Annotated in this window: 18 protein-coding genes; 14 read left to right on the plus strand and 4 right to left on the minus strand. The window is 70.0% G+C overall.

The features are described from left to right. Positions 1 to 34 precede the first annotated feature (34 nt). The 4 genes from cmk to BSP109_RS02490 are packed head-to-tail and all read left to right on the plus strand — an operon-like array spanning position 35 to position 4,038. Positions 35 to 697, plus strand: coding sequence for a (d)CMP kinase (gene cmk / locus BSP109_RS02475; RefSeq protein ID WP_087007003.1), 663 nt, complete (start codon positions 35 to 37; stop codon positions 695 to 697). Continuing rightward, positions 694 to 2,235, plus strand: a complete 1,542-nt coding sequence (gene der / locus BSP109_RS02480) for a ribosome biogenesis GTPase Der (RefSeq protein WP_087007001.1) — start codon at positions 694 to 696, stop codon at positions 2,233 to 2,235. Before cmk ends, der begins: the two co-directional genes overlap by 4 nt. Further along, a complete protein-coding gene (locus BSP109_RS02485; protein ID WP_256970294.1) occupies positions 2,232 to 3,392 on the plus strand; it encodes an AI-2E family transporter in 1,161 nt (386 codons plus the stop codon). The genes der and BSP109_RS02485 overlap by 4 nt, the downstream gene beginning before the upstream one ends. 22 nt (positions 3,393 to 3,414) lie before the next feature. After that, positions 3,415 to 4,038: an L-threonylcarbamoyladenylate synthase gene (locus tag BSP109_RS02490; protein WP_087007060.1), complete on the plus strand. Its 624-nt coding sequence runs from the start codon at positions 3,415 to 3,417 to the stop codon at positions 4,036 to 4,038. 3 nt (positions 4,039 to 4,041) lie between these two features. On the opposite strand, the gene BSP109_RS02495 is transcribed toward BSP109_RS02490, so the two are convergent. Together BSP109_RS02495 and BSP109_RS02500 are read right to left on the minus strand one after the other, a co-directional pair. After that, positions 4,042 to 4,806 (minus strand): TetR/AcrR family transcriptional regulator, encoded by a 765-nt coding sequence (locus BSP109_RS02495; RefSeq protein WP_101599269.1) that lies wholly within the window; start codon positions 4,804 to 4,806, stop codon positions 4,042 to 4,044. A gap of 56 nt (positions 4,807 to 4,862) precedes the next feature. Further along, the gene (locus BSP109_RS02500; protein WP_101599270.1) at positions 4,863 to 6,404 is read right to left on the minus strand and encodes an AMP-binding protein; all 1,542 of its coding nucleotides are present in this window, start codon (positions 6,402 to 6,404) and stop codon (positions 4,863 to 4,865) included. Between the two features lie 176 nt (positions 6,405 to 6,580). Here BSP109_RS02500 and BSP109_RS02505 point away from each other — a divergent pair, with 176 nt between their 5' ends. The 10 genes from BSP109_RS02505 to BSP109_RS02550 all read left to right on the plus strand — a co-directional run bounded on the left by BSP109_RS02505 (position 6,581) and on the right by BSP109_RS02550 (position 20,258). Beyond that, positions 6,581 to 7,387, plus strand: coding sequence for an SDR family oxidoreductase (locus BSP109_RS02505; RefSeq protein WP_101599271.1), 807 nt, complete (start codon positions 6,581 to 6,583; stop codon positions 7,385 to 7,387). Between the two features lie 122 nt (positions 7,388 to 7,509). Then, positions 7,510 to 8,724, plus strand: coding sequence for an acyl-CoA dehydrogenase family protein (locus BSP109_RS02510; protein ID WP_101599272.1), 1,215 nt, complete (start codon positions 7,510 to 7,512; stop codon positions 8,722 to 8,724). Then, entirely contained in the window at positions 8,724 to 9,485 is a 762-nt protein-coding gene (locus tag BSP109_RS02515) for an SDR family oxidoreductase (protein WP_101599273.1), read from the plus strand. Before BSP109_RS02510 ends, BSP109_RS02515 begins: the two co-directional genes overlap by 1 nt. Before the next feature lie 9 nt (positions 9,486 to 9,494). Further along, a complete protein-coding gene (locus tag BSP109_RS02520; protein WP_101599274.1) occupies positions 9,495 to 10,706 on the plus strand; it encodes an acyl-CoA dehydrogenase family protein in 1,212 nt (403 codons plus the stop codon). Further along, on the plus strand, positions 10,703 to 11,893 hold the full coding sequence (locus tag BSP109_RS02525; protein ID WP_087006979.1) for an acyl-CoA dehydrogenase family protein: 1,191 nt from the start codon (positions 10,703 to 10,705) through the stop codon (positions 11,891 to 11,893). The genes BSP109_RS02520 and BSP109_RS02525 overlap by 4 nt, the downstream gene beginning before the upstream one ends. 70 nt (positions 11,894 to 11,963) lie before the next feature. Continuing rightward, on the plus strand, positions 11,964 to 13,163 hold the full coding sequence (locus tag BSP109_RS02530) for an acetyl-CoA C-acyltransferase (RefSeq protein WP_087006977.1): 1,200 nt from the start codon (positions 11,964 to 11,966) through the stop codon (positions 13,161 to 13,163). A 174-nt stretch (positions 13,164 to 13,337) separates the two neighbouring features. Beyond that, positions 13,338 to 15,017 (plus strand): class I adenylate-forming enzyme family protein, encoded by a 1,680-nt coding sequence (locus BSP109_RS02535; RefSeq protein ID WP_101599275.1) that lies wholly within the window; start codon positions 13,338 to 13,340, stop codon positions 15,015 to 15,017. Positions 15,018 to 15,086: 69 nt separating this feature from the next. Then, positions 15,087 to 18,356, plus strand: coding sequence for a carboxyl transferase domain-containing protein (locus BSP109_RS02540; RefSeq protein ID WP_101599276.1), 3,270 nt, complete (start codon positions 15,087 to 15,089; stop codon positions 18,354 to 18,356). 45 nt (positions 18,357 to 18,401) lie between these two features. Continuing rightward, entirely contained in the window at positions 18,402 to 19,718 is a 1,317-nt protein-coding gene (locus BSP109_RS02545; protein ID WP_101599277.1) for an MATE family efflux transporter, read from the plus strand. Between the two features lie 51 nt (positions 19,719 to 19,769). Then, positions 19,770 to 20,258, plus strand: coding sequence for a GNAT family N-acetyltransferase (locus tag BSP109_RS02550; RefSeq protein ID WP_143275847.1), 489 nt, complete (start codon positions 19,770 to 19,772; stop codon positions 20,256 to 20,258). 55 nt (positions 20,259 to 20,313) lie between these two features. Here BSP109_RS02550 and BSP109_RS02555 read toward each other — a convergent pair whose 3' ends face one another. After that, the gene (locus BSP109_RS02555; RefSeq protein ID WP_101599278.1) at positions 20,314 to 21,633 is read right to left on the minus strand and encodes a M1 family metallopeptidase; all 1,320 of its coding nucleotides are present in this window, start codon (positions 21,631 to 21,633) and stop codon (positions 20,314 to 20,316) included. Between the two features lie 5 nt (positions 21,634 to 21,638). After that, positions 21,639 to 25,538, minus strand: a complete 3,900-nt coding sequence (locus BSP109_RS02560) for a Pls/PosA family non-ribosomal peptide synthetase (RefSeq protein ID WP_101599363.1) — start codon at positions 25,536 to 25,538, stop codon at positions 21,639 to 21,641. Between the last annotated feature and the right edge of the window lie 129 nt (positions 25,539 to 25,667).

Raw genomic sequence — 25,667 nt, forward strand, 5'->3', positions numbered from 1 at the left:
GAGCACAGCAGCATTGAGAGAGGCACACATCGACATGAGCGTCATCGCGATCGACGGACCCAGCGGCGTCGGCAAATCCAGCACCTCCAAAGAGGTGGCGCGCCGGCTGGGGTACGGCTACCTCGATACGGGAGCCATGTATCGGGCCATGGCCTGGCTGTGCCTCAACCGCGGGGTGTCCGACCCGGGCGACGTCGTCGAACTGATCCGCGGCGCGGACCTCGAGATCACCACCGATCCGGACGACTTCCGGGTCGAGGTCGACGGGATGGACGTCACGGACGACATCCGCGAGGCGCAGGTGTCGGAGAACGTCCAGACGGTCTCCGCGGTCCAGGACGCGCGTGACGAGCTCATCGAGCGACAGCGCGAGATCATCGGCGAGACGACCCCCGGCATCGTCGTCGAGGGGCGGGACATCACGACCGTCGTCGCGCCGGATGCGCCCGTGCGGATCCTCATGACGGCCGATGAGTCCGTGCGGATCGCACGCCGCTCCGCAGAGCTGCACGGGACCGCGGACGCCGCAGCGGTCGAGGCGACGCGGAAGCTGGTCGTCGACCGGGACGCGAAGGATTCGACGACGACGAGCTTCCTGTCCGCGGCAGACGGCGTGCACACACTCGACACGACGGATGTGGGCTTCGAGCAGGCTGTCGCGGCCGTGCTGGGGCTCGTGGAGGATACGACGACATGAGCGACGACATGAGTGACGACATGCGTGACGACCAGGACGATTTCACCCCCACTCCCGACGAGGACTTCGCCGATCGCGTCGCCGGCATCGATGAGGAGGAGGCGGCGCAGCGCGCAGCGTCGCTGCGCAGCGGACTGGAGGCCTACGATCTCGAGGAGGACGACCTCGAGCTGCTCGACGCCTATGAATCCGATGCACAGGCGACCGCGCTGGTGCGCCCCGCTCCCGTGCTCGCGATCGTCGGCCGGCCCAACGTGGGCAAGTCGACGCTCGTCAATCGCATCCTGGGCCGGCGCGAGGCCGTGGTCGAGGACGTCCCCGGCGTCACCCGCGACCGCGTCCGGTACGGCGCGGAGTGGGGCGGCCGGCCGCTCACCCTCGTCGACACCGGGGGCTGGGACATCGACGTCCGCGGCATGTCCTCGCGGATCGCGGGGCAGGCGGAGATCGCAGTCTCCCAGTCCGACGCGGTCCTGCTCGTCGTCGATGTGACCACGGGCGTGACATCGACCGACGAGCACGTCGTGCGCATGCTGCGCCGTGCGGGCAAGCCCGTCATCCTCACGGCGAACAAGGTCGACGACGAGCGCGGTGAGATCCAGGCGGCGGAGCTGTGGGCGCTGGGGCTGGGAGAGCCCCGCACGGTCTCCGCGATGCACGGCCGCGGCGTCGCGGACCTGCTCGACGTCATCATGGAGACGCTGCCGGAGTTCTCCGAGGTCGACGACGCGGAGGAGCCGGGCGGACCGCGCCGGATCGCGCTGGTCGGCCGTCCCAACGTCGGGAAGTCGTCACTGCTCAACCATCTGGCGAAGGAGGAGCGGGTCATCGTCGACAACGTCGCGGGCACCACGCGCGATCCTGTCGACCAGGTCGTCGAGCTGGGCGGCAAGCCGTGGAAGTTCGTCGACACCGCCGGCATCAAGAAGCGCGCGCGACAGGCGAGCGGTGCCGACTACTACGCGTCTCTGCGGACGCAGACGGCGCTGGAGCGCGCCGAGCTCGCGCTGGTCCTCTTAGAGGCGAACGAACCGCTCAGCGAGCAGGACATCCGGATCGTCCGCAGCGCGACGGAGGCCGGGCGAGCGCTCGTCCTCGCGTTCAACAAGTGGGACCTCGTCGATGAGGAGCGTCGGCACTGGCTGGGCCGTGAGATCGAGAAGGACCTGGCGCACGTCGAGTGGGCGCCGCGGGTGAACATCTCCGCGAAGACCGGTCGGCACGCGGACAAGCTGGTGCCCGCGATGGAGCACGCGCTGAAGAGCTGGGACATGCGCATCCCGACCAGCCGGCTCAACGCCTTCCTGGGGGAGCTCGTCGCGGCGAACCCGCACCCCGTGCGCGGCGGCAAGCAGCCGCGGATCCTCTTCGGCACGCAGGTCTCCAGTCGGCCGCCGCACATCGTCGTCTTCACGACCGGGTTCCTCGATCCCGGATACCGGCGGTTCATCCTCCGCCGGCTGAGGGAGACGTTCGACTTCACCGGCACGCCCATCCAGTTGGGCATGCGGATCCGGGAGAAGAGGAAGCGGCGGTGACGACCGCGGACCATGACGGCGCAGCAGTGCCCGCGGAGTCGCCGTCGGACCGCAGCCCGCTGCCCCGCTACGTCCTGGTGACCGTGGGCCTCGCCGCCCTCGCGGTGACGATCATGGTGGTCCGAGAGCTCCAGAGCATCATCGCGCCCGTGTTCCTCGCGCTCAACCTCGTCCTCATCGTGCATCCGCTGCAGGCCCGCCTCGTGCGCCTGCGGATGCCGCGCTTCGCGGCGGCGATGGTGACGGTCGTCGTCGTCCTGGCGCTGCTCGCCGCATTCTTCGCGCTGACCGGGTGGGCCGTCGCCCAGCTGGTGCTCGTGCTGCCGAGCTACACGGAGAAGATGCTCGGCATCGTGCAGGACGCGGCGGAGTGGCTCGCGACGGTGGGGCTGACGCCGGCCTTCATCGAAGAGCAGTTCGCCGCGATCGATGCGAATTCGATCGCCGGTGCGGCGGGTGCCGTCTTCAACAACATCTCCCTCGTGGTCGGTCTCCTGACGACGGCCGTGATGGCGGTGTTCTTCGTCGCCATGGACTCGATGTCCTTCGGCCAGAGGATCCGGACGACGGCAGCGGTGCGTCCGCGGATCGCGACGGCCATGACCTCGTTCGCAGAGGGTGTGCGCAGGTACTGGATCGTCGCGACGATCTTCGGTCTCATCGTCGCGGTCCTGGACGTCATCGCCCTGGAGATCATCGGGGTGCCGCTGGCGCTGGTCTGGGGCGTGCTCGCGTTCCTCACGAACTACATCCCGAACGTCGGCTTCGTGATCGGGCTCGTGCCGCCGGCCCTGCTCGCGCTGGTGGACCAGGGCTGGGTCGCAGCTCTGTGGGTCGTCATCGCGTTCAGCGTCCTGAACTTCGTCATCCAGTCGATCATCCAGCCGAAGTTCACCGGGGAATCGGTGGGGGTCACGCCCTTCGTGAGCTTCCTGTCGCTGCTCTTCTGGTACTGGGTGCTCGGCGCGCTGGGTGCGCTGCTCGCGCTCCCCGCGACGCTGCTGCTGAAGGCCCTGCTCGTCGATGCGGACCCCCGGGCCCGCTGGGTCAACAATCTCATCGCCTCGGACCTCCGCACCGGTTCGGGCCTGCCGATCGGCAGGCGGCGCGTCGCCGGTCGGAGCTCACGCGAGGTGATCGTCCCCCTGTCCGGTTGAGCGGAGCCAGTACGATGTGGTCATGAATGCGAAAACAGTCGCCATCCACCCGGTCGACCCGCAGCCGCGCCTGATCCGGCAGGCTGCGGAGGTCATCAGGAACGGTGGGCTCATCGCGTACCCGACGGACTCCTGCTACGCGCTGGGCTGCTCCCTGGGGAACAAGGAGGGCATCGAGCGCATCGCGCGGATCCGCAGCCTCGACTCCAAGCACCACTACACGCTCATGTGCCATGAGTTCTCGCAGCTGGGCCAGTTCGTCATCCTCGACAATTCGGCGTTCCGGACGATCAAGTCGCTCATCCCGGGCCCCTACACCTTCATCATGAAGGCGACGAAGGAGGTGCCGAAGAAGATGCTGCACCCCAAGAAGAACTCTGTGGGCGCGCGCATCCCGGAGAACGCGACCGCTCTGGCGCTGGTGCGGGAGGTCGGGGAGCCCATCCTGTCCTCGACGCTCCTGCTGCCCGGCCACGAGGACCCGCTCACGGAGCCTCAGGACGTCGCGGATGCGATCGGCCGTGACGTCGACCTCGTCATCGAATCCGGCGTGCCCGGCACCACCCCCACGAGCGTCATCGACTACACGGAGGGCGCACCGATCGTGCGGCGTGAGGGGGCGGGCGACGTCTCCCGCTTCGTGTGACGATCAGTCTGCGGCCTGCACCTGCTCGTCCCCGGGGGCTTCGGCGTCGTCGGCGTCTGCTCCCGCCTGCTCCGCCTCGGCGATGAACGTCTCCAGGAGAGGGTCCGGGTCGACGCCCAGCGCTGAGAACCACAGCCGGGTCAGGTGATCGGCGAGCGCCTGCGCTCCCGCGGCGTCCGCGCAGCTGGGGTCCGGTGCGTGGACGTAGACGTAGCGGCACTGGGTCGACACCATGAAGGACAGGGCCTGCGCGGCGATGAGCGGCTCGACCCCGCGGTCGACAGTGCCTTCGTCCTGCAGTCTGCGGATGGTCTGCGCATTGCGCTGTGCGAAGTCGGATGCGCGAGCCATCCGTCGGGCCTTGAGCGCTTCATCGAGGTATTCGGCCTGATCGAAGATCGCCATGAGGTCGGAGCTCTGGCGGTATGCCTCGACGTATCGGCGGTTGCCGTTGAAGATCCGGCGGAACGGATCGCCCACATCCGCCGGCCGTGAACCCGCGGGTCGCACGGATCGCGCATACGCGTCGTCGATGATCGCCGCGAGCAGCTGCTCGCGATCGTCGAAGTACGTGTAGAGGGTCCCCGTCGACACACCGGCGCGCTCGGTCACCTCGGACAGGCGGGCATCGATGTACCCCTGCTCGTAGAACACCGCGCGTGCGGCATCGACGAGCGATTTGCGCGTGCGCTGCCCCTTGCGCGTGAGATCCTGCGGATCGCGCCTCCGGCCGGCCGCCTGCCCGCCGGGGCTGGAGATGGTGCTCATCGTCACTCCTCGTGTGCAGAGGCCGGCGCGGGCGGCTCAATGGATCCGACCACGGTTCACGCTCCATCCGGGGTGCCGACCAGCGCCCGCTTGAGGATCTTGCCCGACGGTCCCTTCGGCAGCTCGTCGATGAACTCGATGATCCGCGGGATCTTGTACGCCGCGAGCTTCTCCCGGGTCACGCGCTCGACCTCCGCGGCGTCCAGCTGCGAGCCCGCGCTGCGTGCGATGACGGCGGTGACCTGCTGTCCGTACCGTTCGTCGGGTGTGCCGACCACCGCGGCTTCGCGCACGCCTGGGATCTCGTACAGCACCTCCTCCACCTCGCGCGGGTACACGTTGTACCCGCCGTGGATGATGAGGTCCTTCATGCGGTCGACGATGAACAGATAGCCGTCCTCGTCGAGCCTTCCGATGTCGCCCGTGCGGAACCAGCCGTCCTCACCGAGGACCTCCGCCGTCGCCTCGGGCCTGTTCCAGTATCCGCGCATGATCGCCGGACCCCGCAGGCACACCTCGCCGGGTTCGTCGGGAGCGGCCGGGTTCCCGTCGAGGTCGACCACCTTGACCTCCATCCGAGGCACCGCATGGCCCACGCTGCCCACCTTCCGGACTCCGTGCAGCGGGTTGAACGTGCCCACGGCGCTGGTCTCCGTGAGCCCGTAGCCCTCGACGACGGGAGCCTGGTAGCGCTCCTCGAAGCGCCTCAGGACGTCTGCGGAGATCGCTGCGCCGCCGGAGCTCACCGCTCGCAGCGTCGGGGCCCCGCTGTCAGCGGCCTCTGCGAGCACCGACATCCACATCGTGGGCACACCGGAGACGACCGTGACGTGATCCGTGGTGAGCGCGTCCACGAACGCCCGTGGATCCCAGCGGGGGAACAGCGTGACCGGGACCCCCGCCCGGAGCGAGGACAGTGTCACGGTGACGAGGCCGAACACGTGGAAGAGCGGCAGTCCCGTCGCCCAGTGGTCGTCGGGTCCGACCTCGATGATCTCGCCGACGATGTCGACGGTCGACAGCAGGTTCCCGACGGTGAGCATCGCACCCTTGGGCCGACCCGTGGTGCCGGAGGTGTAGAGGAGTGCCGCGAGATCGTCGCGGGATCGTCCGGCCACCGCGAAGTCGATGTCTCCGTGAGCGTCCGGGCGGATCTCCGGACCGTCGGACCGCACGGGATCGATGAGGCGGAACGCGACCCCCACTGCCTCTGCGGAGGCGCGGCCGGCCTCGGACCGGGACGGATGGGCGACGATGAGACGAGCGCCCGAATCCTCCAGCAGGTAATCGATCTCCCGTGTGGTCGAGAGCGGATTGACCGCGACGACCACGAGTCCGGCGGCCTGGGCGCCGAAGAACTCCGCGACGAACTCCGGGCAGCTGGGCGCGATGAGGATGACTCGATCGCCGGGCTGCAGGCCGGCGCCGGTGAATCGGTCCCGAGCCGCAGCGGCCTCTCCCAGCAGCCGCGCCCACGTGAGGACGGTGCGGCCGTCACCCGGAGGGGTGAGCAGCGCGTGCGCGTCGGGCCGTGCGGACACCCAGGGCAGCAGGATGTCCGGGAGGTGGGAGGTGGGTGCGTTGAGGTCTACGGCCATGATGCTCCTTCGGATCACGGTCCCGGGGCCAAGCCCGCGGGGTGCTGCGCTGCGTCGCCGGGTCCGGTGTTCAGCACTGAACGAACGATTGGCAACACTTGAAATCGAGGTCATCCTCAACTATAGATAGAGGTAAGCCAGCTCGCAAGGATGTGTGCGGCAGGGAAGGAGCCCAGATGGACGTCGCAGGACGGAATGCGGTCGTGACCGGAGCAGCGGGCGGCATCGGTGCCGCGCTGGCCTCAGAACTCACCTCGCGGGGTGCACGCGTGCTCCTCGCCGATATCGATCCCGCGGTCGAGCAGACCGCGGAGGGCCTGGGCCAGGCGCACTGGACAGGTGACGTCGCCTCAGCCGACGGGGTCACCGGACTCCTCGAGGCGGCCCGAGCGCAGCTGGGTGAGGTGGACCTCTACTTCGCGAACGCCGGCATCGGCGGCGCTTCCGGCCTCGGCGATGACGAGGACTGGGACACCGTCCTCGACGTGAACCTGCGCGCGCACATCCGGGCCGCACAGCGGCTCATCCCGGAGTGGACCGCGCGGGGGGAGGGCTACTTCGTCGCGACGGCCTCGGCCGCGGGTCTGCTGACCCAGATCGGCTCCGCCGGGTACTCGGTCACGAAGCACGCGGCACTGGCGTTCGCGGAATGGCTGTCCGTCACCTACGGAGACGAAGGGGTCCGCGTGTCCGTCCTCGCCCCCATGGGCGTCAACACGAAGATCCTCTGGGGCGACGCGGACAACCCGAAGACGGGAGATGCGCTCGCCGCGCAGAAGGCCGTGTCCGAAGCGGGCAGCGTGCTCGATCCCGCCGATGTCGCCGGCACGGTGCTCGCAGCGGTCGAGAAGGAGGAGTTCCTCATCCTGCCGCACCCGGAGGTCCTCGACATGTACCGCATGAAGGGCTCCGACTACGACCGGTGGCTGACCGGCATGCGCCGCTACCAGGCGAAGCTGCGCGCGATCGCACAGGGCGGCTGACGCACAGCAGATCCAGACGCGCAGCAGTTCCAGACGCAGAGCAGTTCCAGACGCAGACGAAGACACCGCAGCAGACACAGGCAGAAGTCAGACGAAGACGTCGCATCGACGAGGAGGACCACATGCTGGAGACCACCGAACGCGGACGGGAGTACCGGGAGAAGCTGCTCGCCTTCATGGACGAGAAGATCTACCCGGCGGAAGCCGTGTATGAGGAGCAGATGGCCGCCGCGGACACGCCGCACTTCCATCCGCAGATCCTCGAGGACCTCAAGGCGGAGGCGAAGGCCCGCGGCCTCTGGAACCTCTTCCAGCCGCACAAGGAGTGGGGCCCGGGGCTCACGAACTTCGAGTACGCGCCCCTGGCGGAGATCATGGGACGCTCTCCCGACCTCGCGCCGGAATCGATGAACTGCAACGCGCCGGACACCGGCAACATGGAGGTCTTCACGGTCTTCGGGTCGGACGAGCACAAGGAGAAGTGGCTGCAGCCGCTGCTCGACGGCGAGATCCGCTCGGGCTTCGCGATGACGGAGCCCGCCGTCGCGTCCTCGGACGCGACGAACATCGAGATGCTCATGAAGAAGGACGGCGACGAGTACATCCTCGACGGACGCAAGTGGTTCACCTCCAACGCGCTGCACCCCAACTGCAAGGTGCTCATCGTGATGGGCAAGACGGACCCGAACGAGGCGCCGCACCGCCAGCAGTCGATGATGGTCGTCCCGATCGATGCACCCGGCGTCACGATCAACCGCAACCTCACCGTCTTCGGCTACAACGACCGCGAGGGTCACGCGGACATCACCTTCGACCAGGTGCGCGTCCCCTCGAAGGACGTCCTCAAGGGCGAGGGAGAGGGCTTCGCGATCGCACAGGCCCGCCTGGGACCGGGACGCATCCACCACTGCATGCGCTCGATCGGCATGGCGGAGCGCGCTCTCGAGTTCATGGTGAAGCGCGCGGAGTCCCGCATCACCTGGGGGCAGAAGCTCTCCGAGCGTGCGAACATCCAGGAGTGGATCGCAGAATCGCGCATCGAGATCGACCAGGCGCGCCTGTCGACCCTGCACGCCGCAGACATGATGGACAAGCACGGGAACAAGGTCGCGAAGAACGAGATCGCCCAGATCAAGGTCACTGCGCCTAATATGGCGCTCAAGGTGCTTGATCGGGCGATCCAGGTCCACGGCGGCGGCGGCGTCACGCAGGACTTCCCGCTGGCCGGCTGGTGGGCAGGGCTGCGTACGCTGCGTCTGGCCGATGGTCCGGACGAGGTCCACAAGCGCTCGATCGCCCGCAACGAGATCAAGAAGTACAGGAAGGACACGGCCTGATGGATCAGACCAGTACACGCACGGCGATCGTCACCGGAGGTGCGCGGGGGATCGGTGCCGCGATCTCGGAGCGCCTCGCGGCCGACGGGATGAAGGTCGCGGTGATCGACCTCCGCGAAGAGGACACCGCGGACGTCGTGGGCCGCATCCGCGCGGCCGGCGGTGAGGCACTCGGCATCGGCGCGAACATCGCGGACGAGGAGCAGGCGGCTGCCGCGGTCGAACGCGTGGCGAGCGAGCTGGGCGCACCCACCGTGCTCGTCAACAACGCGGGCATCATCCGGGACAACATGCTCTTCAAGATGACGCGCGACGACTTCGAATCCGTCCTGGGCGTCCACCTGACGGGCAACTTCCTGATGACTCGTGCGGTGCAGGGGCACATGGTCGAGCAGAAGTTCGGCCGCATCATCTCCCTGTCGTCGACGTCGGCACTGGGCAATCGCGGGCAGACGAACTACTCGGCGGCCAAGGCCGGGATCCAGGGGATGACGAAGACCTACGCGATCGAGCTCGGGAAGTTCGGCGTGACAGCGAACGCGATCGCACCGGGCTTCATCGAGACCGATATGACGAAGTCGACCGCCGAACGGGTCGGCGTGGACTTCGAGGACTTCGTCAAGGGCGCGATCGCGCAGATCCCTGTCGCGCGCTCCGGCAAGCCGGAGGACATCGCGAACACGGCGTCGTTCCTGGCGAGCGAGGGAGCGGGCTTCGTGTCCGGTCAGGTCATCTACGTCGCCGGCGGACCGAAGGCCTGAGGGAGAGACATGAGCAGCAGCGACACAGCGGTCCCCAGCGGTGACACCACCGCGGACACGGAGGCGATCGACGCCGCCGTGTCCGCGGCGGCGGCCGCTGCACGGGACCTCACCGACGACGCCGCCGTCTGGGGCGTCCTCTACGATCACGGGCTCGCATGGGTCGACTTCCCGCGCGGCAGCGGGGGCCTGGGCGTCTCGGGAAGCCTGCGCGGGTACGCCCGCGCGGCGATCGAGGGCGCCGGACTCTCCCAGCCTGATCCGGGCCGCAACACGATCGGGTTCGGCATGGCCGCACCGACGATCGTGGTCCACGGCACGGACGACCAGCGGAAGCTCCTGCGAGACATCTTTACGCTCGACCGGATCTTCTGCCAGCTGTTCTCCGAGCCCGGCGCGGGCTCTGACCTCGCCGCGGTCGCGACGCGAGCCGTGCGGGACGGGGACGACTGGCGCGTGACCGGTCAGAAGGTCTGGACATCCGGGGCGCAGAACGCGGACATCGCGATCCTCGTCACGCGCACGGATCCGGACGTGCCCAAGCACAAGGGGCTCACCTACTTCCTCATCGACATGAAGCAGCCGGGGATCGAGACTCGCGGCCTGCGCCAGATCACGGGGGAGTCCGAGTTCAACGAGGTGTTCCTCGATGATGCGGTCGTTCCCGATTCCCGTCGTCTGGGCGAGGTGGGCGAAGGCTGGCGCGTCGCCAACACGACGCTCAACAGCGAGCGCGTGTCGATCGGTTCGGGTGCTCCCCGCGAGGGCGGCATGATCGGCGTCGTGGCCTCCGCCTGGAGGTCCTCGACGAAGTACCGCAGCCCGGTGCTGCGCGACGAGCTGCTCGGCCACTGGGTCGATGCGGAGGTCCAGCGGACCTCCGGCGTGCTGCTGAATCAGAAGCTCGCCGCCGGACGACCCGGGCCGGAGGGCTCGGGCGCCAAGGTGTCCTTCTCCCGGACCGCCCAGGCTCTGTCCGACCTCGACCTCCGCATGCGGGGAGTCGACGGTCTGCGCTACGACAGCTGGGAGGACCGCCGCCCCACCGACTACTCGATGACGGGCCGGAACCCCGTGTACCGATACCTGCGGGCGAAGGGCAACTCGATCGAGGGCGGGACGACGGAGATCATCCTCAACATCATCGCCGAGAAGGTGCTCGGCCTGCCCGGCGAGCACCGCACTGACAAGGACGTTCCGTTCAAGGACATGCCACGATGAACGATATCGATCTTCTCCCCACAGACATCGACGAGGACCTGCGCACCAACGTGCGCGCTCTGCTCGCCGCTCGCGCCTCCGCCTCCGACGTCTCGCGCGTCTACGACGATCCGGGCTTCGACGTGCCGGCCGTCGACGCGGGACTCTTCGACGAGCTCGAGCTCGCCGGACTCGTGATCCCCGAGGCGGACGGCGGTGACGGTGCAGGACTGTCGGCAGCCGGGACCGTCGCCTCGGAGATCGGGCGCACAGCCGCTCCCTCGCTGTTCCTCAGTTCGGCGGTCGTCGCCTCCCGCGTGGTGTTCCGCGCCGCGGCGGCGGAGCGGCGCACCGGAGCGGACGGTCCGGCGCACAAGCTGCTGCGTCGCCTCGCCACGGACGGCACCACCGCGGCCCTGGCGATCGACGTAACCGCACGGAAGTGGACCGGTTCGCTCCATGTGACCGCGAACACGGCCGGGCCGTCGGCCGCCGACGATCCGCTGGAGCCCGGAGCCACGGTCGAACTCATCGGCATCGTCCACGGGGTCGCGGACGCGCACCGCGCGGGTCTGCTGGTCGTCCCCGCTCGCACAGTGGGCGGAGCCCTGGTGATCGCGGTCGCGGAGGCCGCGGACGCCCAGGTCGCCGTCTTCCCGTCGCTGGACGAGACGCGCCGTCTGTCCGAGGTGAAGTTCGCGGGCATCCGCGGGCGGGTCATCGCCGTGGGCGACGGTGCGCAGCGCGCACTCGAACGCGCCCTGATCGACACTCTCGCAGTGCTCGCGTGCGAGCAGTCGGGAATCGTGGACTCCGCACTCGACATCGGGCTTCAGTACGTGAAGGAGCGCCGTCAGTTCGGACGCACGATCGGCTCCTATCAGGCGATCAAGCACCGGTTCGCGGACGCGTGGATCGCAGCGAACCAGCTGCGCGCCGCCGCCGTCGCCGCGGTGCGGACCGTCGACGCGTCGGACGCCGGCACGGTCAGCCGTTCCGACGCCGCGATCGCAGTGCGCACCGCCAGTGCGTACGCGAAGGCGCAGACATCCCGGATCGTCGAAGAGATCCTCCAGTTCCACGGCGGCAACGGGATGACGTGGGAGTTCCCCGTCCACCTGCTGCTCAAGCGGGCGAAGCTCGATGAGGTCATGCTCGGCGGTGCTGAGGCGCAGCGCGACGCGCTGGGCCGCCTCGTCGACCTCTGATCGCCCGGACGCACCTGCTCGTCCGCACTCACCCATCACTCAGGCACCACTCCACCTCTGAAGGAGCACCATGACCCAGGCAGTCATCGTTTCCACCGCACGCACGCCGATCGGCAAGGCGTACCGCGGTGCTTTCAACAACACCCAGTCCCAGGAGCTGGCGGGCCACGCGATCCGCCACGCCGTCGAGCGCTCCGGCGTGGATCCGGCGGAGATCGAGGACGTCATCCTCGGCGCCGCCGTCCAGCAGGGCGCCCAGGGCGGCAACGTCGCGCGTCAGGCCGCCATGCGCGCGGGCCTACCCACGTCCGTGGCAGGCATGTCCCTGGACCGTCAGTGCGCGTCCGGACTCATGGCGATCGCGACGGCCGCCAAGCAGATCGTCCACGACGGCATGAAGGTCGCGGTGGGCGGCGGCGTCGAGTCGATCTCGCTCGTGCAGAATGACAAGGCGAACACCTTCCGCGCCAAGGATCCGTGGCTGGTGGAGAACCTCCCGGAGATCTACATGCCGATGCTCCACACCGCGGAGGTCGTCTCCGAGCGCTACGGCGTGTCCCGTGAGGCGCAGGACGAGTACTCGCTGTCCTCGCAGCAGCGCACCGCGGCCGCGCAGGAAGCCGGTCGCTTCGACGCGGAGATCGTCCCGCTCACATCGACGAAGATCGTCGTCGACAAGGAGACGGGGGAGACCAGCGAGGTCGAGGTGACCCTCGAGAAGGACGAGGGCAACCGCCCCTCGACGACGCTGGAGAGCCTCCAGGGCCTCAACCCGGTGCTGGAGCCGGGCGTCGCATCGAAGGTCCCGACCGTCACGGCGGGCAACGCCTCGCAGCTGTCCGACGCGGCCTCGGCATCCGTGCTCATGAGCGCGGAGGAGGCGGAGAAGCGCGGTCTGCAGCCGCTGGGCATCTACAAGGGCATCGCCGTTGCGGGCAACGCCCCGGAGGAGATGGGGATCGGCCCGATCTACGCCGTCCCGCGCCTGCTGGAGCGCCACGGCCTCACGGTCGACGACATCGGCCTGTGGGAGCTCAACGAGGCCTTCGCGGTCCAGGCCCTGTACTGCCGTGACCAGCTGGGCATCGACCCGGAGGTCTACAACGTCAACGGCGGCGGGATCTCCGTGGGCCACCCCTACGGCATGACGGGCGCACGCCTCGTCGGCCACGCCCTCATCGAGGGCAAGCGCCGCGGTGCCAAGCACGTCGTGGTGACGATGTGCGTGGGCGGCGGCATGGGCGCCGCCGGCCTCTTCGAGGTCGTCTGACACACGCCCCCCTGCGCCGTGCCGGGACTCATCTCCCGGCACGGCGCTCCACCCCGTCCGCTCGATGCGGACGGGGTTCCGGGCCCCGCTGGCGGGCCCGGGCAACGACGGCGCGATGAAGCCCGTCGACCACGCGACCGGTATCAGTGCCGATGCCGGAGAACGGAGAAGCCCATGAGCTGGTTCGACGAACGTCCCTGGCTGCGCACCCTCGGACTCACGGAGACGGAGGCCGTGCCCCTGGAGCCGTCCACCCCGCTGCGGGATCTGGCGGAGACCGTCGCCGCCCACCCCACGACGGCCGCGTGGACGCATTACGGACAGTCGGCGACATATGCGGAGTTCGACCGCCAGACCACCGCCTTCGCGGCCTACCTCGCGGAATCGGGGATCCGTCCGGGTGACGCCGTCGCCGTGTACGCGCAGAACTCGCCGCACTTCCCGATCGCCACGTACGGGATCTGGAAGGCCGGAGCCGTCGTCGTCCCGCTCAATCCGATGTACCGCGATGAGCTCACGCACGCGTTCGCGGACGCGGACGTCAAGGCGATCGTCGTCCAGAAGGCCCTCTACCTGATGCGCGTCAAGGAGTACGCCGCGGATCTGCCCCTCGTCGTCCTGGCGGGGGACCTCGACTGGGCCCAGGACGGCCCGGATGCGGTGTTCGGCGCCTACGCGGACCTCCCGGACGTGCCGCTCCCAGACCTCAGGACCGTCGTCGACGAACGCCTCGACACGGACTTCGAGCCGCTGACGGTCAGGCCGGAGGATCCCGCACTCATCGGCTACACGTCCGGCACGTCCGGGAAGGCCAAGGGCGCGCTGCACCCCCACTCGAGCATCTCGTCCAATTCCCGGATGGCGGCGCGGAACGCCGGCCTTCCGCAGGGTGCGGGCGTCGTGTCCCTGGCACCGCTGTTCCACATCACGGGGTTCATCTGCCAGATGATCGCGAGCACGGCCAACGGCAGCACCCTGGTCCTCAACCACCGGTTCGACCCGGCGTCGTTCCTCGACCTGCTGCGGCAGGAGAAGCCCGCGTTCATGGCGGGCCCCGCCACCGTCTACACCGCGATGATGGCGAGCCCGTCCTTCGGGGCGGACGCCTTCGACTCCTTCCACTCGATCATGTCCGGCGGTGCGCCGCTGCCGGAGGGCCTCGTCAAGCGGTTCGAGGAGAAGACGGGCCACTACATCGGGCAGGGCTACGGGCTCACGGAGACCGCGGCCCAGGCCGTCACCGTGCCGCACTCCCTGCGTGCACCGGTCGACCCCGAGTCCGGCAACCTGTCGACCGGTCTGCCGCAGGCTGATGCGATGGTCCGCATCCTCGACGACGACGGGAATCCCGTCGGCCCGCGGGAGGTCGGCGAAGTCGCGATCAGCGGTCCCATGGTCGCCACCGAGTACCTCGGCAACCCCCAGGCCACCGCGGACTCGCTTCCCGGCGGTGAGCTGCGCACGGGTGATGTGGGCTTCATGGACCCGGACGGGTGGGTGTTCATCGTCGATCGCAAGAAGGACATGATCAACGCGTCCGGCTTCAAGGTGTGGCCCCGCGAGGTCGAAGACATCCTGTACATGCACCCGGCGGTCCGCGAGGGCGCGGTCGTGGGTGTGCCGGACGAGTACCGCGGTGAGACGGTCGTCGCATTCGTGAGCCTGCAGCCGGACTCGCAGGCGACCGCGGAGGACATCATCGCCCATTGCAAGGAGCACCTCGCGAGCTACAAGGCGCCGGTCGAGGTGACCATCGTCGACGAGCTGCCGAAGACGAGCTCGGGCAAGATCCTCCGCCGGACGGTCCGCGACGAGGCGACCCAAGCCCGGCAGGCGCAGCCGGACGCGCACTGACCCGACGCGCACTGACGGAGGCGCACAGACCGGAGGCGCATTGAGCCGCATACGACGAGGAGGCGCACGATGAGCGCGGAGACCAGCATCCTGATCGCGAACCGCGGCGAGATCGCAGTCCGCCTCATCCGCGCCGCACGCGCCGCCGGTCTGCGGACCGTCGCGGTGCGTGCGAGCGACGAGGAGGTGCTCGGCACGGGCGGGGGCCTGCACCTGCGGCTCGCCGATGAGGTCGTGACCCTGCCCGGGCGCGGCGCAGCGGCCTACCTCGACGCCTCCGCGATCGTCGCCGCTGCGCGCGGGGCCGGTGCCTCGCTCGTCCACCCGGGCTACGGCTTCCTCGCCGAATCCGCTGACCTCGCGCGGCGCTGTGCGGAGGCCGGCCTCACCTGGGTGGGGCCGGACCCGCACGCGCTCGAGCTGTTCGGGGACAAGACGGCCACTCGCGCGCACGCTCTCGCGGTGGGCGTCCCCGTGCCCGCGGCGACGGGACTGCTGGAGCCCACGGCTCCCGGAACGCCCCCACCGGCCGGGGCAGGCGGCGACTGCGCCGCCGGTGACGACCCCTCCGTCGTGGAGGTCCGCGCCCTCCTCGCCGCTCACCCCGCGGGCGTGGCGATCAAGGCCGTCGCCGGGGGCGGTGGCCGCGGCATCCGCATCGTGCACGAGGCGGGCGCGCTGCCGGAGGCCCTGACAGCATGCGCCGCCGAGGCCCGGGCCGGCTTCGGGGACGGCCGCGTCTTCGCAGAGGCCCTGGTGGTCGACGCTCGGCACATCGAGGTGCAGGTGCTCGGCACACCGGAGGGCGTGCACGTGCTGGGCGACCGCGACTGCTCGATCCAGCGCCGGGCGCAGAAGCTCGTGGAGATCGCACCCGCGCCCGGACTCGGCGAGGACCTGCGCGCGCGCATCCACGCGGACGCGCTCCGGCTCGTGGAGCCCCTGTCCTATCAGTCGCTGGCGACCGTCGAGTTCCTCGTGACGGGAGACTCCCATGTCCTCCTCGAGGTGAACCCGCGGATCCAGGTGGAGCACACCGTGACGGAGGCAGTCACGGGGATCGACCTCGTCGCCTGCCAGCTCGCAGTGGCCGCATGCAGAGAACCTGCCCATCCCCGCGATCCGGTCCCGCGCGGCACCGCCGTCCAGCTGCGCGTCGCAGCGGAGACGGTGTCTCCGGCCGGGGACCCGGTGCCCAGCGTGGGGCGAACGACCGCGGTCACCTGGCCCACTGGTCCCGGCGTGCGCGTCGATACGTGGATCGAAGCGGGCAGCACCGTGACGGGCGCGTTCGATTCGCTTCTGGGGAAGATCATCGTGCACGGCGACAGCCTTGAGACCGCACTCCGGGGAGCGGACCGCGCGCTCGCGGAGACGCGGATCGAGGGCCTCGACACGAACGCGGGTCTGCTGCGGGCTATCGGCGAGCAGCTGGAGCCGGGACACGAGACGACGACGTCGTTCGACACCTCAGCCCCTCGCCTGGCGGAACGCGCCCGGGAGCTCGACGACGAGGCCCGCGCACGCGACGCGACCACGAGCCCGCCGTCCGCGCGCGCCGGCGGCGACGGCGGGGTGGGAACGACCTCGGCGGCGGTCCTCGCGGAGCACGAGCTGGGACCCGACCAGACGCTGGTTCGCGCGACGGTGTCCGGCACCGTCGTGGCGATCGGCGACGTGCCGGGGGAGTACGCACTCCTCGAGGCGATGAAGATGCACCACCCGATCGCGGGCCCGCCGTCGGCGCACGTGCGCCACCTGGTCGAGGTGGGCGACTACGTGGCCGAGGGGGCACCGGTCGCAGTCGTCACGGGCGCCGCAGCCGCGGGGGCAGACGCCGCGGAGGAGGCCGCACCCCATCCCGGCGTGGCCGAGGTCCGGGAACGGCACGCAGCGGTCGCCGACGAGGAGCGTGAGGACGCGCTCGCGGGGATCCGGGCCCGCGGGAGGCGGACGGCGCGGGAGAACATCGCCGACCTCGTCGATCCCGGCAGCTTCGTCGAGTACGGTCCCCTCGTCATCGCCGCCCAGACGCGCAGGCGCAGCGTCGAGGACCTCATCGCCCGCACCTCCGGTGACGGCCTGATCGGCGGAGTCGCGACGATCGACGGCCACGAGGTCGTCGTCATGAGCTACGACTACTCCGTGCTCGCCGGCACGCAGGGCACGCGCAACCACGCGAAGACGGACCGGCTCCTGGAGCTCGCCGCGCGGAGGTCCGCTCCGGTCGTCCTCTTCGCGGAGGGCGGAGGCGGACGTCCCGGCGACACGGACCGCGCGCCCACCGCGGGGCTGAGCGTGCCCACCTTCGGGTCCCTGGCCGCGCTGCGGGGCCGGGTACCGCTCGTGGCGGTCGTCTCCGGCCGGAGCTTCGCCGGCAATGCGGCGCTGGCCGGTGTCTGCGACCTCATCATCGCGACTCCGGAGGCGAACATCGGCATGGGCGGACCCGCGATGATCGAGGGCGGCGGACTGGGCCGCCACCGGCCCGACGACATCGGACCCGTCGAGGTCCACGAGTCGACCGGAGTGCTCGACCTCGTCGCCCGTGACGAGGCGGACGCGGTCGCGACCGCGCGCTGTCTGCTGGGCTACCTGTCCGTGCGGAGGGCACCCGCTGCGAAGACCGTCGCCCCGCCCGCCGACTCCTCGCGCAGCGCTGTCCCCGCGGACCGGCTGCGCGCCTTCTCGATGCGGGCGGTGCTCGAATCGGTCGCGGACGCGGACTCCCTCGTCGAGGTGCGCCCCCGCTTCGCTCCCGGTGCGATCACCGGCTTCCTTCGCATCGCGGGTGCGCCGTTCGCGTTCCTGGCCAACGACAACTCCCACCTGGGCGGCGCGATCGACGTCGATGCGGCCCGCTCCTTCACGCAGCACCTGCGGCTGGCGGACGATCACGGGCTGCCCGTCCTGTCGTTCGTCGACACCCCGGGCTTCATGGTGGGTCCCGACGCCGAGCACGAGCCGGGGGTGCGGGCGTTCGGCGATCTCTTCGTCGCGGGCGCGCGCCTGCGGACGCCGCTGGGCGCGTTCGTGATCCGCAAGGGCTACGGTCTGGGCGCCATGGCGATGGTGGGCGGCGGGTTCGCGGTACCGCACTTCACCGTCGCGTGGCCCAGTGGTGAGATCGGGCCGATGGGCCTGGAGGGAGCGGTCCGCCTGGGCTACGCGAAGGAGCTCGCCGCGATCGACGACGCGCGGGACCGGGCCGCGCGCGAGGCGGAGCTCGTCGAGGAGATGTACGCACAGGGTCGGGCGCTCAGCGCGGCGATGGTCTTCGACGTCGACGACGTCATCGATCCGGCCGACACCCGCGCCTGGGCGAGCACGATCGCCTGACACCGCGCGCCGACCGGGACGCACCACGCTCTAGAATCATCCCTGATGAAACCCGTCGATCGCGAGATCCTCCGCCTGGCAGTGCCCGCGCTGGGCGCCCTCATCGCCGAACCCCTCTTCCTCCTGGCGGACACCGCGATGGTCGGCCATCTGGGAGCCCCGGCCCTGGGCGGGCTCGCGATCGCATCGACGGTGCTGCAGACGGTGCTCGGCCTCATGATCTTCCTCGCCTATGCCACCACGCCCCGCGTGGCGAAGCGCATGGGCACGGGCGACATCCGCGGGGCGGTGAGCGCGGGGTTCGACGGGATGTGGCTGTCGGTCGTGATCTCCGGTCTCCTGCTGCTGGTCGGGCTGCCGCTGCTGGGTCCTGTCGTCGGAGCATTCGGCCCCGGGCCCGAGGTCGCGGCCGCCGCCCTCACGTACCTGACGATCTCGTGGTGGGGCCTGCCGTTCATGCTGCTCGTCATCGCGGGCACCGGCCTGCTGCGCGGACTGCAGGACACGACGACTCCGCTCTGGGTCGCCGGCGGCGGATTCGGAGCGAACATCGTCCTCAACGCGATCCTCATCTACGGGCTGGACCTCGGGATCGCGGGGTCCGCGATCGGCAGCGTCATCGCCCAGGCGGGCATGGCGGCCGTCATCCTCGTCATCGCCTTCCGCGCGGCCGCCCGGCACGGGGCCAGTCTGCTGCCCCAGTGGACGGGCGTGTGGTCGTCGGCCAGGACCTCCGGGTGGCTGGTGGTCCGGAGTGCGGCCCTGCGCGCAGCACTCATCCTCCTCGTCTTCGAGGCCACTGCGCTGGGCACCCAGCAGCTGGCGGCTGTCCAGGTCGTCCAGACCCTGTTCTTCGCGATGGCGCTCGCGCTCGACGCGCTGGCGATCGCGGGCCAGGCTCTCATCGCTCTGCGGCTGGGCGCGCAGGACGTGCCCGGAGTGCAGAGGATCACAGCGCGACTGGTCCGCTGGGGCGTGGGATTCGGCATCGTCTGCGCGATCCTCATCGCTGCCGGTGCCGCGTGGATCCCCGCCGCGTTCACGGGAGACCCGGCAGTGCGGTCGCTCATCACCGCGCTGCTGCTCGTGTTCGCCGTGAGCCTCCCCCTGGCCGGAGTCGTGTTCGTGCTGGACGGCGTGCTGCTGGGCGCAGAGGACGCGCGCTACCTCGCGCTCGCGCAGGTCGTGTCCCTGGCGGTGTTCGCCGTGATCCTCTACGGCGCCATGGCACTCTGGCCGCACGCGCTCACGGCCTGGGCCGCTTTCGTCCTCGGGTTCCTGGGCGCTCGCGGAGTCACGCTGGGCATCCGCGCCCGCGGACGCGCATGGATCGACCGGGCACTTGCCCGCGGCATCCGCTGAGCATCCGCGCGGAGGTTCGCACTGCGGCCGGTGATCGGACAGAATGTCGTCATGAAGCTAGTACCCGTTCCCGATGATGCGAGCGCGGAGGGCATGCTCCGCCCCTTCCTCGCGCAGACCGTCAACTGGTCGATCGATTCCCCTCCGCTGTCCGATGCGCAGATCGCCGCGGACGACGTGCTGGCCGGATACCTGGACGGCTGGGGGCGACCGGGGGACACCGGCGTCGTCATCCTCGACGACGACGAGCAGGCGGTGGGCGCCGCGTGGGTCCGACTGCCGCACGACGGCTGGCGCGGCCTGGGGTGGGCCGGGGACCAGATCCCCGAACTCCGCATCGCGGTCGACCCGGCAGCGCAGGGCCACGGCTACGGCACGCACCTCGTACGCGCCGTCCTGGACCTGCTGCGCCTGTCCGGGCGCGGATCCGTGAGCCTCGCCGTGCATGAGCTGAATACGGCGGGGGAGTTCTTCGCGGAGAACGGCTTCGTCATCGCCGGGCGCGAAGGCGGTGCGGACATCCTGCTGCGCAGCATCTGAGGGGTCTGCTCAGGCGGCGCGCCCGGGTCGTCTCACGCGAACCGGACGAGTCCGCTCATGCGTTCAGCCCTGCGCGCGCCGGCAGGTCCGGGAGCCGCTCCTGCGTGAGCCACGGATCGAGCAGGGAGTGCGCATCGATGTCCGCGATCTCTGCGACGAGAGCGAAGAAGGTCTCCGCGTCCCCGTGGCCGTGCCGGTTCCGGGCGCACCACTCCTGGACGATCCGCCGGAAGTCCGCGTCCCCGACCGTGCGCCGCAGAGCCTCGAGCGTGAGCGCACCGCGCTTGTACACGCGATCGTCGAACATGTCCGGTCCGCCCGGATCGCCCACGCGGATGTCCTGCGGAAGGTCGAGGTGCTCCGCGTGGACCTCGTCCGCGCAGTCTGCGATCGATCGCCTGTCCTTGGCGTCCGACCAGATCCACTCCGCGTAGCAGGCGAACCCCTCATTCAGCCAGAGGTCGCGCCAGCGGCGGATCGACACGGAATTGCCGAACCACTGGTGCGACAGCTCGTGGGCGACCAGCCTCTCCGCCTCCCAGGTGGGCAGCAGGTGGTTGGCGCCCAGGATGGAGAACGGCTGGGACTCGAGGGGGATCTCGAGAGCCTCGTGCGTGACGACGACGCCGTAGGAGTCGAACGGGTAGGGCCCGAACCAGTCCTCGAAGACGTCGAGCATCCGCCGCTGCTTCTTCAGGACGAGGGCCGCTGCATGCCAGGTGAGGCGGGGGGCGGCCAGCCACTGCGGAACTGTCCCGTCACCCTCGTCACCGGGCAGGTCGTCGATGCGGTAGCGGCCGATCTGGACGCTCGCGAGGTAGGGGGCCAGCGGCGTGTCCGAGGTCCACTCCCAGCGGGTGCCGCGGGAGGCTCTGCTCTTCCCCGTCAGCCGCCCGTTGGCGATGACGGAGTAGTCCGCGTCGGTGAGGACGCTGATGCGGTACGTCGCCTTGTGGGCCGGGTGGTCGTTGACCGGGTACCAGGTGGCCGAGCCGTTGGGCTGGCCCGCGACCAGCGAGCCGTCCTCCAGCTCCTCCCAGCCGACGTCTCCCCACGTCCCCATCACGGGCTCCGGAGTGCCGGAATAGCGGATCTCCAGGACGAGCTCGTCGCCGGGTCCCCTCTTCGCGGGCAGGGTGACGTCGACGTGGCGCTGACGCTGCCGGAAGCGCGCCCGCTGCCCGTCGACGCGGACGCGGTCGACCCCGAGTCCCACGAGGTCGACCCTCAGCGACGCGGCGTCGGCGAGTACGCGGACGCTCAGGCGGGCCGTCCCATCGAGGCGATTGGGGCCCAGTCGGTAATCGAGGTCGAGGTCGTAGTGCTCGACGGTGTAGTCCTCATGTCCCGAATCGGGGGTGTAGTCATCAAGCACGGACGTCAGTCCTCCTCGGAGGGGATGGTGGGCGCATCGATCCAGGGTACGACCGGATTGCCCATGAAGTACGCATTCGCCGGGACGAACTCACCGCGCATCACGAGGCTCGCGGGTCCGACGGTGGCCGTGTCTCCGATGGTTGCGGCCGGCAGGATGACGCTGTTCGGGCCGAGCGTGGCGCCCGGGTCGAGCGTGACGGTGTCGAGGCTCATGACGCGGTCGTGGAAGAGGTGGGTCTGGACGACGCAGCCCCGGTTGACGGTGGAGTTGTCTCCCAGGGAGACGAGATCGGCCTCCGGCAGCCAGTACGTCTCGCACCACACGCCGTGCCCGATCCTCGCGCCCAGCGCGCGCAGGTACCAGACGAGCGCGGGTGTGCCGACCGCCGTGCGCGCGAACCAGGGTGCGGCGACGAGCTCGACGAACGTGTCCGCGAGCTCGCTGCGCCAGATGAACGATGACCAGAGGGGATGCTCTGATCGGCGGATGCGTCCCACGCAGATCCACTTCGCAGCGACTGCGATGCCCGCGGCGACCGCCCCGGCGAGCATCATGACGACACCGGACAGGAGGAGCATGACGACCGCGGCGGCGGTGTTCGAGAGGGTCTGCGCGAGTGCCGAGTGGAGTCCGATGAGAGCGCCGATGACGCCCGTGACGACGAGCGCCCCGGCGATGACCGACAGCAGGCGCAGCGTCTCCCACATCCCCCGGAGGCGACGCAGGCGGGCCGACGGCTTGTACGTGAGCGCGGAGTCGGCCGCGACCTCCGAGCGACGGAGCTCGACGGGTGGGGAGCCGATCCAGCTCGAGCCCTTCTTGGCCTTGGTGGGTGCAGCGGACAGCACGGCGACGAGTGCGTTCTTCGGAACACGTCGACCGGCCGCAGCCATACCGGAATTGCCGAGGAAGGCGCGCTTGCCCACCTTCGCCCGTCCGACCCTCATCCAGCCGTTGCCCAGCTCGTAGCTCGCGACCATCGTGTCGTCCGCGAGGAACGCGCCGTCCGCGATCGTGGTCATCGACGGCACCAGGAGCACGGTCGACACCTCGACGTCTCGTCCCACCTTCGCGCCCAGCAGCCGCAGCCACACCGGGGTGAGGAGCCCTGCGTAGAGGGGGAAGAGGAGGTCGCGAGCCATGTCCATGATCCGCTCCGTCGCCCACACGCGGTAGCCCGCGAAGGACCTCACCGGGACGACGTCCTCCTTCATCCCGATCGCCAGTGCGCGCACCGCCAGCACGATCAGCAGCGCCGTGGTGGCGAACCAGGTGAGGCCGAGCACGGGGGACCAGGCGAGGAGGACGAGGGGCGTGACCGCGGCCTCGGGACCGGACACGGCGAACATGAGAGCCAGACCGGGGACGGTGGCGAGCACGGGGATCGCCGCGTGGAGGACGGATCCGATCGCATAGAGCAGGAAGGGGGTGCGGCGGCGGTGGGGAGGTGGCTCGGGGAAGTCGATCTGAGCCTTGCGGACCCGCATGGCAGGCGAACCGGAGTACACCTGCCCCCGGCGCAGCTTCCCGTTCACAGCGGATCCGGGCTCGACGACGGCTCCTGCTCCCACCCGCGAGCCGGGCAGCAGCGTCGAACGGGCGCCGACGACCGCGTACTCGCCCACTCGGATCGGGCCGATGTGGACGACGTCGCCGTCGACCCACCAGCCCTTGAAGTCGACCTCCGGCTCGATGGAGGCGCCCTCGGCGAGTGTGAGCATCCCGGTGACGGGCGGGATCGAGTGCAGGTCGACGTTCGGGCCGATCCGATTTCCGAGCAGCCGGCCGTACCAGGTGACCCACGGCGCCGAGGCGACGGAGACGGCTGAGGCGAGGTCCGCCACGTGCTCCGCGAGCCACAGGCGCAGGTGCACGGAGCCGGAGCGCGGGTACGTGCCAGGTGAGACTCCGCGCAGCAGCGCTCGTGCTGCCCCCGCGGAGATGAGCATGCGGCCCCACGGGGTGACGAACACGCCGAAGAGCGCAACGATGAGCCACCAGCTCACCGTCGGGACCTCCATCCCCGCCAGACCCGCGAGATTCACGATGACCAGCGCGAGCACAGCCCACTTCATCGCGGCGAGCACGTGGACGGGGATGCCGAGCAGGGTCTGGAGCGCCTGCATCGAGTACCGCGTGCGCGTGATCGTCCGGCGAGCGCGCGCGGGCGCCGCATCGTCGGTCTCTGAGGCGACGTCGACGAGCGCACCGAAGCGGGGCACGGAGTACACGTCGCCGACCGTCACACCGGCGTGGCGCGTGCGCAGGCGGGAGACCAGCTGGGCGGCTGCGAGTGACCCGCCGCCGGAGTCGAAGAAGTCGGAGTCGAGGGTGGGCACGGTGCCCAGCACCGCCTCCCACTGGTCCGCGAACCAGCGCGTGGACTCGGGCAGTTCGTCGCGGTCGCCGTCTGCGGGCTCTTCACCGGGCAGGGGCCACGGCAGTGCATTGCGGTCGACCTTGCCGGAGGTCTTCGTGGGCAGGTCGTCGACGAGGACCAGCCGGGGCACCAGTGCCGGGGGCAGCTCCTGCCGCAGCAGTGCGGTCCAGTCCTCCCGCCGATCGTCGCCGGGTATCTCCGGGGCGAGGTACCCGATGAGCAGCTGCATGCCGGCGGGCGTGTCCTTCACAGCGGCGGCGCCGCCGGCCGCTCCGGGCAGCGCTTGGAGTGAGGCGTCGATCTCTCCCAGTTCGATGCGGCGGCCGCCCAGCTTCACCTGCTCGTCTGCGCGGCCCACGAAGATGAGGCCCTCCGGGTCCATGACGACGAGGTCCCCGGAGCGGTATGCGCGCTCCCACCCGAGAGTGGGCATGGACGCGTACTTCTCCGCGTCCTTGGCGGGGTCGAGGTAGCGGGCCAGGCCGACGCCGCCGATGATCAGCTCGCCGGTGGCCCCGTCGGCGACCGGGACGCCGGTCGCCGGGTCGACGATCGCCATGTCCCATCCGTCCAGCGGCAGTCCGATGCGCACGGGGTCCGATCCATCGAGTGGAGCCGCGCAGGTGACGACCGTGGCCTCGGTCGGGCCGTAGGTGTTCCAGACCTCGCGATCCTCGTCGGAGAGCCGGGCAGCCAGTTCAGGAGGGCACGCTTCCCCGCCGAAGATCAGCAGTCGGACGTTCGCGAGGGTCTCCGCGGGCCACAGCGATGCGAGGGTCGGCACGGTGGACACGACCGTGATGCCGCGGTTCGCGAGCCACGGGCCCAGATCCATGCCCGATTTCACGAGTGACCGGGGTGCGGGCACCAGGCAGGCACCGGATCTCCACGCGAGCCACATCTCCTCACAGCTCGCGTCGAACGCCACGGACAGGCCGGCGAGCACGCGGTCGCCGGGCCGCAGCGGCTCCGCGCTGCAGAAGATCCTCGCCTCGGCGTCGACGAAGGCCGCTGCGGAGCGATGCGAGACTGCGACGCCCTTCGGAGTGCCGGTGGAGCCCGAGGTGAAGATCACCCAGCAGTCATCGGACGGCTCCGGTTCTCTGAGCGGGGGGACCTGGTCCGGAGTGCGGCGGTGCCGGACGTCGATCGTGAACCCGTCGGTGACCACAGCGGCGCACTCCGCCTCGGAGAAGACGGTGCGCGCTCTCTCATCCGGATCGTCCACGTCGACGGGGACATAGGCGCCGCCGACCATGAGGATGCCGAGGATGGCCGTGTAGAGGTCCGTCGTCCCGGACGTGACGCGCACGCCCACTGTGTCGCCCGGCCCCACCCCGGCATCTGCCAGGGCGAGTGCGCGGTCCCGCATCGTCTCGAGCAGCTCCCGGTACCGCAGCACCGTCGTCCCGTCGTCGATGGCGGGCGAGTCCGGGTGCGCGGCAGCGGTCTCCATGATCAGATCGATGAGTGTGCGGGCAGAAGGCGCCCGATCGCCGGCGGGGAACTGCGGCGAGTGCATCTCCGTCGGAGACTCGTGGGGGACGTGGGTCACGTGTCGGTGTCTCCTGCTCTGCGAGATGGACGGATCGATGATATCCGCAGCAGGTGAACGGAGGGTGTCGGGCAGGACGGAGTGCTGCCCGGTGTG

It is taken from the genome of Brevibacterium sp. Mu109 (genome assembly GCF_900169375.1).
In the GTDB taxonomy this organism is placed as follows: Bacteria; Actinomycetota; Actinomycetes; order Actinomycetales; family Brevibacteriaceae; genus Brevibacterium; species Brevibacterium yomogidense_A.

Bases quoted from the DNA above. Each gene is read 5' to 3' on its own strand.
- cmk (WP_087007003.1), top strand. From the start codon at position 35: ATGAGCGTCATCGCGATCGACGGACCCAGCGGCGTCGGCAAATCCAGC.
- der (WP_087007001.1), top strand. From the start codon at position 694: ATGAGCGACGACATGAGTGACGACATGCGTGACGACCAGGACGATTTC.
- BSP109_RS02490 (WP_087007060.1), top strand. From the start codon at position 3,415: ATGAATGCGAAAACAGTCGCCATCCACCCGGTCGACCCGCAGCCGCGC.
- BSP109_RS02495 (WP_101599269.1), bottom strand. From the start codon at position 4,806: ATGAGCACCATCTCCAGCCCCGGCGGGCAGGCGGCCGGCCGGAGGCGC.
- BSP109_RS02500 (WP_101599270.1), bottom strand. From the start codon at position 6,404: ATGGCCGTAGACCTCAACGCACCCACCTCCCACCTCCCGGACATCCTG.
- BSP109_RS02505 (WP_101599271.1), top strand. From the start codon at position 6,581: ATGGACGTCGCAGGACGGAATGCGGTCGTGACCGGAGCAGCGGGCGGC.
- BSP109_RS02510 (WP_101599272.1), top strand. From the start codon at position 7,510: ATGCTGGAGACCACCGAACGCGGACGGGAGTACCGGGAGAAGCTGCTC.
- BSP109_RS02515 (WP_101599273.1), top strand. From the start codon at position 8,724: ATGGATCAGACCAGTACACGCACGGCGATCGTCACCGGAGGTGCGCGG.
- BSP109_RS02520 (WP_101599274.1), top strand. From the start codon at position 9,495: ATGAGCAGCAGCGACACAGCGGTCCCCAGCGGTGACACCACCGCGGAC.
- BSP109_RS02525 (WP_087006979.1), top strand. From the start codon at position 10,703: ATGAACGATATCGATCTTCTCCCCACAGACATCGACGAGGACCTGCGC.
- BSP109_RS02530 (WP_087006977.1), top strand. From the start codon at position 11,964: ATGACCCAGGCAGTCATCGTTTCCACCGCACGCACGCCGATCGGCAAG.
- BSP109_RS02535 (WP_101599275.1), top strand. From the start codon at position 13,338: ATGAGCTGGTTCGACGAACGTCCCTGGCTGCGCACCCTCGGACTCACG.
- BSP109_RS02540 (WP_101599276.1), top strand. From the start codon at position 15,087: ATGAGCGCGGAGACCAGCATCCTGATCGCGAACCGCGGCGAGATCGCA.
- BSP109_RS02545 (WP_101599277.1), top strand. From the start codon at position 18,402: ATGAAACCCGTCGATCGCGAGATCCTCCGCCTGGCAGTGCCCGCGCTG.
- BSP109_RS02550 (WP_143275847.1), top strand. From the start codon at position 19,770: ATGAAGCTAGTACCCGTTCCCGATGATGCGAGCGCGGAGGGCATGCTC.
- BSP109_RS02560 (WP_101599363.1), bottom strand. From the start codon at position 25,538: ATGCACTCGCCGCAGTTCCCCGCCGGCGATCGGGCGCCTTCTGCCCGC.